Below are 12,744 nucleotides of genomic sequence, written 5' to 3'. Positions count from 1 at the left end.
TATTTTAGCGAAAAGAAGTTTTGAAATTTAGTCTACCATAAAAAGTGCATTGGCAAAAAATAGTTTTCCGTTTTCCCAAAACCCACGAAATAGAGGATTGTCAACAAAATAGATCAATTTTCCCTTACCGTGGGATTCTACCCCAAACACCAAGCTTTCCCCAATTTTCTTTTTGGCATCACTTCCTGCAAAACCAGCAGCAGGTTTGGTGTCTTCTTCCTGCAGATAAACTACTGTGCCTTTGTCCAGGTACTTATAGGCGGCCCCACCTAATTTTAGGCTAAAGTAAGTGTCATTATAACCATAGGCCAAAGGGTGGGTTTGGTCTACTTTGGTCTTGAATATAGCTCCTGTAATTTCTTTTCTAATCTGTTCCCGCTGATTATGGTCGTAAACGGGGATGGCAGAGTTGGAATCTTCTTCGGTTTCCTTTGGTTTCAGTTGAAATTTATCTTCCTTGGCCAGGGCCTTTAAGGCTCCACCTAAAGCTAACAACTTTCCTCCATCGCTTATCCAATCTTTTAACTGGCTCATTCTGTTTTCGGTAAGGAAGCTACTGTAATGACTTCCGTCCGGAAGGATGAGAATATCGTATTGTGAAAGGTTTACATTTTTAAAGTAATCCGTATCCAATATGGTAACAGGGTATTTTAACTGTTGTTCAAAAAAATGCCAGATTTCGCCAAAATTTAGAGTGTAAGTAGGTTCTCCCGAGAGGATGGCTACTTTAGGCCGCTTTATGATTTGTACGGAATTGGAGCCAAAGTCTTTACCATCCTCAACAAACCCTGTTGTGGAGGCTTTTAGGGTCTTATTATGGTTGTTGGCAATGGCGGAAAGAGACTTTAAAAAATCAGGATTGTTTTTATTATCGGCTTTGGTAATTAAAAGTGTACCACGGTTGTATTCGGTGCCCTCCATTGAAAAAGGATTCTTAGCATGCCTAGCTTTAATGCCGCTATTCAGAAGCTCAGCTAAAAATTGGGCGTCGCTAAAGCTGTTCCATTCTACTATAAATGCGTAAGCTTCCTTGGTGATTTTAGCTTTTTCCGGCGCCGATAATTTCGGTTCACGGGTATCTGCGTTTACTCTGGTTTCCGAAGCTACGGCATCAAGTCCGTATGCATAGGGCAAAGACCAAGCGGTAATATCGTAAGTAAGGGAGTCCGTAAGTTTGGTGTTGGGTTCAAAAAGTACTTTTACAAGTGTAGCCTTTTTTTGTTCGGTGCCAATAACTAAGGTGTTTGTATTGGTTTTTATACTACTTACTTTACCTGTACTGTAATTGTAGCCTTTGGCGATTTTATCCGTGGCCCAACCATAATTTATTTCGTGTTGCTCCAATAAATGGGTAAGAGCTTTCAGCTTATCCGTATTGCCGTTAAGAACATAACTCTTGTATTTATAGTCTTTAGGGCGATAGAATTTTTTGAATTCCTCGTTTAATCTTGATACGTTTTTAGAGGCAATCTCTAACGTAGATAATCCGGTGGTGTGATGATGTAGGATTCTGTCCTTTAAGGTAAGGGTGTCACCTGAACCTGTTATGACCCCTAATCCGGCGCTTCCGCTACCACCTTGTTCGTAGGTCATGCCAATACTTCCACTATACGTAGGGTAGGTATCTCCGTAACTAGGATAAAGGAGGTCAAAAATTTCTTTTGTAAAATAAAACCACCCGTTGGCATCAAAATATTTAGCATGGTTCTTCCCCATGGTGGTCTGGAATTCTCTCTGAAAATCCGTAATAACCTCATGAAACGGTTCTGCGGCAGGGGCAAAATAATAAGGGTTGTCTACACCCTGTTCATGAAAATCTACATGTACATGGGGCAGCCATTTATTGTAAGCTTTAATGCGCTGTTGGCTTTCAGTCTGTGTAAGCCATGCCCAATCCCTATTTAAATCAAACATATAATGGTTAGGTCTACCGTTTAGCCATGGCTCGTGATGCTCCTTACTATTAGGGTCTATGGTATTAGGTGCGTTTTTATATTGATAGTACCAGTTTACATAACGTTCCCTACCATCCGGATTCATACAAGGGTCTATGATTACCATGGTATTCTTTAGATATTCCGTTTTCATAGTCAGAATTTCATAGACTGTTTTCATAGAGGCTTCAGTACTTACGCTCTCATTGCCGTGTACATTATAACTCATCCATACAATGGCCTTTGTGGGGTTCCCTTCACCATCTGTGTTTTTTAAGTGTTCTTGGCGGATGTTTTCAATATTTTTTATGTTTTCCGGAGCGGATATGTATGCAAGTAACAAAGGTCTTCCTTCATTGGTTTCGCCATAATTCTCTAATTTCACTCTGGTCGGGTCAGTTTGGGCCAGATACTCGTAATAGTCCATTACACGATGGTGTCTGGTAAACTGTGAGCCCAGTTCATAACCTAAAAAATCAGAGGGCGATTTTATTTCTTGGGACGAGAGTGTAAGGTAAAAACAAAAGGCAAAAACAGATAAGAGAATTTTCATTTGTAAGGTGTTTCCAGAGAATACTACCAAAGCTAATGATTATGGTTAAATAAAGATGCGGTTTCTCCATTAGTGGTATGAAAATTAGGTTGAAGTAATTAACGTATTTTTAGGAAGTCGCATTAGCGAAGAGTTTTATATTTACACCCTTATGGATATTGACTGTTTACCCTTTTACCGGACCGGCTATTTTTCGGAATTTATATGTGATTATCTTGCCCAAGAACCGCAGGTACGCAACTTTTACAACCGGTTTCCCAATCTAGAGAATTTTGAAGGTCAAATAGCTGAAAAGGCTACAAGTTTTCCCGATGCCCATAGGGAAGTGCTCTACGAAGCATTACAAAAGCAATACCAGGGGTTTGATGTAACGGATGAAACCCAGACACACTTAAAAAAACTAAAGGAACCCATTACTTTTACTATAGTTACCGGGCACCAATTAAACCTTTTTACGGGACCGTTATATTTTCTCTATAAGATAGTATCTACCATAAATCTTACAAAGGAGCTTAAAAAAGCATATCCAAAATACAATTTTGTACCTGTGTATTGGATGGCTACGGAAGACCATGATTTTGAGGAAATCAACTATTTTAACTTTCAAGGAAAAAAGTTAAAATGGAATAGAACGGCATCTGGGGCCGTAGGTCACTTGGATACGGAAGGTTTGGATGAAATTTTTGAAGCGTTTTCAAATCAAATAGGGAATAGTACCAATGCCCTTGCGTTAAAAGAGCTTTTTAAGAAAGCTTATTTACAGCATGATAATTTAACCAATGCAACGCGTTATTTAGCCAATGCACTTTTTGGAAATGAAGGTTTGGTCATTGTAGATGGTGATGATAAGAGTTTAAAAAGTCTTTTAGTGCCTTATGCCGAGAAGGATATTTTTGACCAATTGGCACACCGGAAGGTTTCCGAAACCATAGCGGAATTTGAAGCTTTGGAGCAGAAATATACCATTCAGGTAAACCCTCGTGAAATCAATTATTTTTACCTAAAGGAGGGGCTCAGGGAAAGAATTGTGGAGCAAAACGGGGAATATTTTATAAACGATACTGAAATTCGTTTTACGAAAGAAGAATTGCAAAAAGAATTAAAAGCTTACCCGGAACGGTTCTCTCCCAATGTAATCGCAAGACCATTATACCAAGAGGTAATCCTGCCTAATCTATGTTATATAGGTGGAGGAGGGGAAATAGCTTATTGGTTGGAGCTGAAAGCCATGTTCGAGGCCATGCAAGTACCTTTTCCTATTTTGTTGCTGAGAAATTCGGCATTGGTGATAACTGAAAAGCAAACGGAAAAGTTGGCTAAAATGAACTTTGCCGTAAAAGACCTGTTTTTAAAACAAAGTAGCTTCATTAATAAAAAAATCAGGGAAATATCTAATATTGATATTGACTTTGCCCCTCAAAAACAACTGTTAGAGGAGCAATTTAAAGCTTTGTATGATTTAGCAGAACAGACCGATGCTTCTTTCTTGGGAGCCGTAAAGGCCCAAGAAGTAAAGCAAAAGAAAGGTTTGGACCATCTTGAAAAAAGGTTGCTGCAGGCTCAAAAACGAAAACTTAAAGACCACGTGCTTCGCATGACGGAAATTCAGAACGAACTTTTTCCGAATAAGTCTTTACAGGAGCGGAACGTAAATTTCTCCGAGCTTTATTTGGAGTTAGGAGAAAGTCTAGTGCCTATGCTTTTGGATACCTTAAAGCCACTTCAACAAGAGTTCACAGTAGTAAAGGTATAGTTGGCAGTACAAGTTAAGGGGTTAAAAACTCCCCTTCCCAAGATGCATCGGTTCTGGAAAAAAGTACCCTAATATGGTTGGGTCGCTTTAATTTTAGGTACTCAATAGTGTCAGGTACTATTTCAATAGCGCAAAAATGGTTGCGGTCATCTAAATATGTAATGGTATCCGGTGCTTTTATAATACTCCCGGGGGCGACATGGGTAGTGTAGTCTTTTTTATTGCTGTCCGGAACAGCACTCCAGTATTCTTTTAGTATTTCAGGTTTAGTAATTTTTGATGCTTTTCCTTTTATGACAATCTGCAAAAGATTTTCAGGATGATAGAATAATAAACTTACATCTGCTTTATTCTCAATATCCTTAACTTTTTGGGAACGCTTGTCCGTATAGAATACAAGGCTTAGGTTGTCATTAAAATGTCTAAAGACCACTGTACGTTGACTTGGAGTCCCAGATTTGCCCATGGTGGCCAATGTAAAAAACCGAAAAGGATGTCCTCTTTCTGCAATTCCCTTTTTTATTTCGCTTAGGGTTTCATCCCAAAAAATAGAAGTCATTTATATGCTTTTAAATAAAAGTAGAAAAAACTTTTAAAAACGGGTAGGGTATTTGTCAAGTAGAGTGTTATTAGTAAAAATGCTATGAAAAAGTTTTTTAACTAAACGATTTCATGTGTTTAGGTTGGTTTTTTTGATTTTGATGAAAAGTCCGGGTTTGGTATCCCGGACTTTTACTTTTTAAGGATTTCCGTTTAATTCATATTCAATCACCTTTTCAGTAAGTTGATATCCCGCAAAGACGCCTACCCCGTTTTTTCCTTCAATATTGTTAGGCATGATGCTGTACTCAACAAAAGGATTACCATCATTATAATCGTTTAGATAAGTGGCCCGGCGGTTCAAATAAAGCATTTCTTCTACATTAGCCACTTGTAAGGTTATTTTGGCGGTAGTTGAATTTTCAACGTCGTAATTGGTGATAATGGTATTAGCACTAAGAGTTTCCCCATCTCCGATAACATCTGTTAAAAAACTGCTTAGTTCAAAATCTATTATGTAAGGGTAGATCTCTCCTTCGTACGTTTCTTCAGCTATTGCTCCTATTATGTAATAGTTTTTTGAGCCGCTAATATCTTGAAAAGCAATATCCAGATTATAATCTTGGTAGAATTCGTTTTTTTCTCCCGCGGTTATTTTTTCCGTAATGGGCTCAATCTTTTTGGGAATGCTACAGGATGAGGTAAATTCTTGGTTGTTAGCGGAAACCCTTAAAAAATAAGTTGCCTCTCCTTTAATATCAAATTCGGAAGCATCTACCTGATAATTTCTACTTTCCGGATTATAGGTAAGTTGAATTTCATTGTCATCTTCATCACTAATGAGAACGGTTGCATCCTTTATGATGAATGGGTCTGTGTTTGACCCGTAGCCCATGTCATCCACATGGTCATATATAGGGGTTCCTACGGCAGGAACCGCTGTTGAAACATGAACGGTAAGCACAGTATCGGTAGGGGATAGATATCCAATAATATAGATGCCGTCGTCTACATTGAGCAACTCATCTGCATCTACAGGGTCTTGGCACGCGCTACACAGCAGAACTAACATTAAACTTATCTGAATGTATTTGCTCATGGTTAAAATTTAAAGGTGTAGTTAATAGAAGGTATCAATATGAGTACGGAGGTCCGGGTCAGTTGCTTTTCTTCCGGAGCATCTGGGTTGTAAAAATCGTAATCCTTATTCTCAATGGTGTATATAAACGGATTTTTACGGGCATAGGCGTTGTAGAGCGAAAGTCCCCAAGTGCGTTCTCTGTTCTTCTTTTTCTTTTTATGGAATTGAACGCCCAAATCTAACCTATGACTGGTTTCACCTCGAAAATTGTTTCGTTGTGTGGTGAAATTTTCCATTCCCGAATAGTTATAATACGTTGGATAATTGGCAACCGGGAAATTTACCGGTTCCGCAACATGCTGTTGGTTGGGCAAGGTGTAATGGTTGCCGGTAGAAAGTACCCAAGTACCCGATAAGGTTATTTTTTCACTTGGTTTGTAAATACCTACTAGTGATATATCGTGTCTGCGATCATAGCGATCATAGAACTTCTTACCCAGGTTCAATTCATCAAATTGCCTTTCGGACCATGCTAAAGTATAGCCTAGCCAACCCGTAAAAGGGCCTGTTTGCTTTCTAAAAAGTATTTCGGCACCGTAGGCCCACCCTTTTCCGGAGGTAATATTTTCTTCCCAATTGGTATTCTTTCCACTTTCAAAATCGTCAATTGCTAAAAAAGAGGCTCCTTCTTTATAGGCAATGACATCATCTAAGGTCTTGTAATAGCCTTCTAAGCTTATGGAGTAATCTTTGTCAAAGAAATCCTTTGCGATACCTACAGCGAACTGCTGGGAGGTTTGCGGTTTTATATTGTCCGTAGATGAGACCCATAAATCCGTTGGTAGGCCTATGCCGGAACTGGACAGTAGGTGAATATACTGGTTCATCTGCGAATAAGAGGCTTTAAAGGCCAGGTCGGTTTTCATGTTATAGGATAATGCCAGCCGGGGTTCAGGGTTTACATAGTGTTTATCCTTATAATTGAAATAGCTAAGTCTAAGGCCGGGAGACAGACTCAATTTATCCGTCAATTTCCAGTCGTCTTCCGCATAGATGGCACCTTCAAAGGAATTTAGTTCTTGTTCTTTATCTATATCCGCGTTAAATTCATCTTTTAGCAATAACCGCTGTGGTGTAAAGTTGTGCATGGTTGCGTTGGCACCAAACCGGATTGTATGCTGATTGTTCGGATAATAGTCAAAATCAGTCTTTAAGGTATAGTCATTAATACCCGAACTGCTTTTAAACAGGTATTGTTGGTCATCAAAATCTTCCTCAATTGATATTTTAAACTTGTAGTTACTGAAAATCAGTGAGGTGTTAGAGAAAAGTTTATTGTTAAACTGGTGGTTCCAACGAAGGGTAGAGGTGATATTTCCCCATTGCAACCTTGATTTGTCTCTGTTTCCATCATCATAAACACTATTGTCATAGAATTTGTCTTGTCCCAAGTAGTTGCTCCAGAACAATTTGTCTTTTGGACTAAAAATATGATGAATCTTAAAATTGAAATCGGTAAAGTAATACCCCGTTCTATTGCCTTTTTTACTATCTATAAAGGGCCGTGCCATAATATCTGCATAAGTACGGCGCCCGCTGGCAATGAAAGAAGTCTTACCTTTATTAATAGGGCCTTCAAGTAATGCGGATGAGGAGATAAGCCCAATGTTAACCTTGCCTGAAAGTTTTTCTTTGTTCCCATCTTTCATATCCAATTTAATGACGGAGGAGAGTCGGCCACCAAAACGGGCGGGGAAACCACCTTTAAAAGCTTCTACGGATTTAATGGCATCACCGTTAAAGACCGAGAAAAATCCAAAAAGGTGATTGGAGTTGTAGACCACCGCATCATCCAAGATAATAAGGTTTTGGTCCGGTGTGCCCCCGCGAACAAAGAAACCGGAACTTCCTTCGGAACCTCCTTGAATTCCGGGCATGAGCTGCAAGGTCTTCATTACGTCTTTTTCACCTAATAGTGCAGGTATATCCTGAATATCCGCAGGATTGATCTGTACTTTACTCATTTGGGTGACCTTGCTTTCCTTTATGCTCTCATCTGCCGTTACAACAACTTCGTCCAGATTTTGGGTAGATGGTTTTAGGGTGACGGATAGAATTTTGTCCTCCGTTAAATTAATTTGTCGTTTTTCATTTCCGTAACCAATGTATGAAATGATGACTTCATGGTTTCCTTCGGGTAGGGTCAATGAGAAAAAACCATAGTCATTTGTGGTGGTGCCCAATTTTAATTCAGGAACATAAACGGATACCCCCAATAGATGTTCCCCACTTCCACTTTCTGTAACATATCCGCTAACGATATATTTTTCATCCGCTTGATTGGGGGTAAAAAAGTTGTCTTTGAAAATAAAAGGTGTTCTGGAATTTTTTTGAATTCCCTTTTCTATCCTGCAAGGGAGTCTACTCATTTTTGAATGTCCTTGTTGAAATAGAGCAAGAAAAAATGAGGTGCAACAGATGGCTTTTTTCAAGATGTGTTCGTTTTTTGATTGATGTAATTACTGCTTTTGTGCACTGATGAAATGTTTTTATAGCAGTAAATTCTTACGCAAGAAAGTTATAATCTTTAAAGCATGCTGTTAACAAAAAGATAAATAAAATGAACATCAAGAGAGGTCAAAAATGGTTTTTGGTTTTTTCTGCGTCCGTAACCCAATCGGCCAAGATTACCGCGTAAAATAGCTAAAAAAGGTCAGTTTTAACATAATTTAACATTTTGTAGGAATTAGTTTAATTTATTTAAAACCAGTATTTTAAATTATTTGTAATGAAGTGTTGATTTCGATTTTTGCATTTTCTTCGAAATCGCCCTTTTTTGAGCGAAATCCTTGGTAATTTTTGTGAAAAAATTGAAAAATGAACGTTGAGATGGACTTTTGGGTATTGTGAAAAATTTAGCTTTTGATGAGTCTTTTGGGTGGGTATTTTTTGAATTGTAGGAATTTTAGTTTTCAATTTGGCTTACTCCCTACTGTTGTAATTCTGTTATTTGGGGTGATTGTTAAAAACCCGATTATAAATATGTAAAAAGAGTCTTTTTGGGAGAATGGAATTTGCTATTTTTGGCCATGCAAAACAACGTCCTTATACTCGATTTCGGTTCTCAGTACACACAACTCATCGCTAGAAGGGTTAGAGAACTCAACATTTTTTGTGAAATAAAGCCGTATAACAAGCCTCCGGAGGACTTATCCTCTTATAAGGCGGTAATCCTGTCGGGTTCCCCGTTCTCGGTGCGGGCCGATGATGCTCCGCATCCGGATCTGTCCGAAATCAAAGGCAAGAAGCCTTTATTGGCGGTTTGTTATGGAGCGCAATACTTGGCTCACTTTGGTGGCGGCAATGTGGCGCCTTCCAATACTAGGGAATATGGTCGTGCAAATCTGTCCTATATTAAATCTGGCGAAGCGTTTTTTGAAGGTGTTTTGGAAGGTAGTCAAGTCTGGATGAGCCATAGTGATACCATACAAGAACTTCCTGAAAACGGAGTAGTTTTGGCAAGTACACATGATGTTGAACGTGCTGCGTATAAGATTGAAAACGAGGATACTTATGCTATTCAATTTCACCCAGAGGTTTATCACTCTACAGATGGAAAAAAAATACTGGAAAACTTCCTGGTAAACATCGCTGGAGTGGAACAAACTTGGACGCCGGATGCGTTTGTTGATTTGACCGTGGCAGAGCTAAAACAGAAAATAGGTAACGATAAAGTTGTGCTCGGTTTGTCCGGTGGAGTAGATTCTACGGTTGCAGCTGTGTTACTCCATAAGGCTATTGGAAAGAATCTTTATTGCATTTTCGTGAATAACGGTCTTTTAAGAAAGAACGAGTTTCAGGACGTACTTGATCAGTACGAGCATATGGGGCTTAATGTAAAAGGAGTTGATGCTTCGGCACGCTTTTTGGATGCCCTTGCCGGAGAAAGTGACCCGGAGAAGAAAAGAAAGATAATAGGAAAGGTGTTTATAGATGTTTTTGATGATGAGGCGCACCTAGTGCAGGATGTAAAGTGGTTGGCACAAGGCACTATTTATCCAGATGTAATTGAGTCGGTTTCTGCTACCGGAGGTCCATCGGCAACAATTAAAAGTCATCATAATGTAGGTGGTTTGCCGGATTTTATGAAGCTAAAAGTGGTAGAGCCTTTAAAAATGTTGTTCAAGGATGAGGTTAGGCGCGTAGGTAAGAGTATGGCCATAGGTGATGAGCGCTTGGGAAGACATCCTTTTCCTGGTCCTGGACTAGCAATTCGTATTTTGGGTGACATTACGCCGGAAAAGGTGTCTATACTACAGGAGGTGGATCATATCTTTATACAGGGATTGCGTGATTGGGGCCTTTATGATAAGGTTTGGCAGGCCGGAGCAATGCTTTTGCCCGTAAATAGTGTAGGGGTTATGGGAGATGAGCGTACTTACGAAAAATGCGTAGCTTTGCGAGCTGTAGAAAGTACCGATGGTATGACCGCCGATTGGGTGAATTTACCCTACGAATTCTTGCAAAAGACATCAAACGATATTATCAACAAAGTGCCGGGCGTTAACAGGGTTGTGTACGATATAAGTTCTAAGCCGCCGGCAACCATTGAATGGGAATAAATATGAATCAGTTTTTTAAAGTAGGTCTAACATTATTATTGTTCGTTTTTGTGGGGTGCAAAGCTTCTGCACAGAAGTTTACCACGCATGCCGTAAAGAAGGGTGAGACCTTGGAGGGTATAGCAAAACAGTATAGGTTGGATACTGAAACCATACTTAAATTAAATAAAGAGGTAAAACGCGGTGATGAGCTGAGGGCTAATACAATATTGGTTATTCCTAAGGATAGTAAAGCCAAGGAAGTTGCCTCTCAATCTACAAGAAAAGTAGAGCCCGCATCCGTGAAAAAAGATGTTGGCGAAGCGCAAGAAGAACCTATTGGATTTACATCGTACCGAGTAAAGAAAAAGGAAACATTGTACAGTATTGCGAAACGGTTTCACATTACCGAAGAAGCAATTAAGAAATACAATCCAGAATTATACTCTTCGCAACTAAAAAGAAAAATGACATTGAAGATTCCGAAATACCGCAGTGTAAGACCGGAAGACGAGATTGTTGTTAACGAAGATGATTTTGAAATCTATGAGGTAGCTCCCAAAGAAACCAGATGGAGTATTGCTTATAAGTATGGCATTACTGTAGATAGTATGGTGGTCTTAAATCCTGAGTTGTCAAAATCCAATGACTACTTAGCCGTAGGGCAAGAGTTAAAATTGCCAAAGATTGCGGGAAGCACTGTAGATAACCAGCAAACAGAACTGTATACTTCGTACACGGTTCCTCCTAAAATGAATTTCTTTCAGTTAGAGCAGAAATTTGGAGTAAAATCGGATGAAATCGTTCGCTTGAATCCTGAAATTACAGAAAGAGGTGGCTTAAAAGAAGGTATGGTAATTCGTATACCGCAGAAAAAAGCGGATAGCGGAGCCATTAATACGGAGAACTTTAATTTTTATGAGGTAAAGCCAAAACAAACCGAATTCTCACTTACCCGTAAATTCGGTATAAGTTATAAAGAACTTTTAGCATTGAATCCGGATTTGTCCCAAGGGTTAAAAGCGGGTATGATACTAAAATTGCCTAAAGAACAGGAAGGTAATTTTGAGGTTCGTAATTCATTGGTGTTGGATAAAATAAATCTTGTGGATAGTGTTAACACGCAGAACAAGCCAAAGTTGATGTTTCTTTTGCCTTTCCGATTGGATAAGTTGGACCTAAGTGATAAAGATCGTGTAGCTAATATCATAGATAAAAGAAATAGCCTTAAGTATAGTTTGGGGCTTTACTCGGGGGCATTGGTGGCAATTGATTCTATTGCAGATTTAGGAATTTCAGTAGATGTTAAAACTTTTGATAATCAACTGAGCTTGGCAAGAACCAAAGAAATCCTTCAAGGAGAGAACCTTTCCGGGTACGGTGCAATTGTAGGTCCGTTGGATATGCCTTCCTTGAAAGAGACTGCGGTAAGGGCTAGTGGTAAACAAGTTCCTCTTGTAGCTCCTATTCCCGCTAAGAGCGATTTAAGTTTGTCCAATGTTTTCTTTTCGTATACTTCTGAGGAGGTGCTACGTGACCGTCTGATTAGTTATGTACAGGAAAAGCGTACTGCTGAGCAGCATATCATCATTATTGCAGATGACAAGAACAAGGCTGTACAAAAACAACTGTTAGCAAGCTTTCCCGGTGCCGATACATTAAAAGTGGCCCAAGAGGAAAAGAACATCGGTATTAACATAGAAAAGTTAACGGAGCTTCTTTCTGAAGATTCGGATAACTGGGTTTTTGTAGAGACCGATAATTTCAAATTGGTTTCAAGTGTAAGTTCTATTTTGAACTCTAGAAATACAGAGGATATAAAAGTGCGCATGTTCACTACAAATAAAAACAATGCTTTTGATAACGAGGTAATCAGTAATGCCCACTTATCAAATTTACATTTCACTTACCCATCTGTGTATAAAACAGCTTCAAACGATTCATTTTCTAAACGATATGAAAAACGATTTGGAAGTACTCCGGATAGATATGCCGTGCGTGGTTTTGATATTGCGTATGACCTTCTGTTGAAGCTGGCGTACAAGAATAACCTAATGGAAGCTTCCAAGGTTATTGGTGAAACGGAGTATTCCGGTAGTAAGTTTGATTATGAAAAGCATGGTGCTTCTGGCTACTTTAATCAATCATCCTATGTTTTAATGTTTGAGGACCTTCGGATAAAAGAGGCGGAGTAAGTTTAGAAATCAGTAAAATTTATTTCTTTTTTGAATCAGGTAGTACTAACTTAGGGTTTACGAATAGAACAATTAATTCTAAACCCA

Annotated in this window: 7 protein-coding genes; 3 read left to right on the top strand and 4 right to left on the bottom strand. The window is 39.0% G+C overall.

What is annotated here, in order from left to right:
- Positions 1 to 27 precede the first annotated feature (27 nt).
- The gene (locus KO513_RS04320) at positions 28 to 2,487 is read right to left on the bottom strand and encodes a M14 metallopeptidase family protein (protein ID WP_215912436.1); all 2,460 of its coding nucleotides are present in this window, start codon (positions 2,485 to 2,487) and stop codon (positions 28 to 30) included.
- A gap of 151 nt (positions 2,488 to 2,638) precedes the next feature.
- On the opposite strand from KO513_RS04320, the gene bshC reads away from it, so the two are divergent.
- Positions 2,639 to 4,240, top strand: coding sequence for a bacillithiol biosynthesis cysteine-adding enzyme BshC (bshC, locus tag KO513_RS04315; RefSeq protein ID WP_215912435.1), 1,602 nt, complete (start codon positions 2,639 to 2,641; stop codon positions 4,238 to 4,240).
- A 13-nt stretch (positions 4,241 to 4,253) separates the two neighbouring features.
- Here bshC and KO513_RS04310 read toward each other — a convergent pair whose 3' ends face one another.
- The 3 genes from KO513_RS04310 to KO513_RS04300 all read right to left on the bottom strand — a co-directional run bounded on the left by KO513_RS04310 (position 4,254) and on the right by KO513_RS04300 (position 8,290).
- Positions 4,254 to 4,799 carry a pyridoxamine 5'-phosphate oxidase family protein gene (locus KO513_RS04310; protein WP_215912434.1) on the bottom strand — a complete coding sequence of 182 codons (546 nt, stop codon included), beginning with the start codon at positions 4,797 to 4,799 and terminating at the stop codon, positions 4,254 to 4,256.
- Positions 4,800 to 4,979: 180 nt separating this feature from the next.
- Complete coding sequence (locus KO513_RS04305) at positions 4,980 to 5,879, bottom strand: DUF4249 family protein (RefSeq protein WP_215912433.1); 900 nt, start codon at positions 5,877 to 5,879, stop codon at positions 4,980 to 4,982.
- A 2-nt stretch (positions 5,880 to 5,881) separates the two neighbouring features.
- Positions 5,882 to 8,290 (bottom strand): TonB-dependent receptor, encoded by a 2,409-nt coding sequence (locus KO513_RS04300; protein WP_215912432.1) that lies wholly within the window; start codon positions 8,288 to 8,290, stop codon positions 5,882 to 5,884.
- Positions 8,291 to 8,950: 660 nt separating this feature from the next.
- Between KO513_RS04300 and guaA the strand changes: the two genes are divergently transcribed.
- Positions 8,951 to 10,483, top strand: coding sequence for a glutamine-hydrolyzing GMP synthase (guaA, locus tag KO513_RS04295; RefSeq protein WP_215912486.1), 1,533 nt, complete (start codon positions 8,951 to 8,953; stop codon positions 10,481 to 10,483).
- Between the two features lie 2 nt (positions 10,484 to 10,485).
- Positions 10,486 to 12,657, top strand: a complete 2,172-nt coding sequence (locus KO513_RS04290; protein WP_252735678.1) for a LysM peptidoglycan-binding domain-containing protein — start codon at positions 10,486 to 10,488, stop codon at positions 12,655 to 12,657.
- The last annotated feature ends 87 nt before the right edge of the window (positions 12,658 to 12,744 follow it).

It is taken from the genome of Zobellia sp. B3R18, assembly GCF_018860715.1.
Lineage (GTDB): Bacteria > Bacteroidota > Bacteroidia > Flavobacteriales > Flavobacteriaceae > Zobellia > Zobellia russellii.
The sequence above is the reverse complement of the archived record's forward strand: the minus strand, read 5'-3'. Positions and strand labels throughout refer to the sequence as shown.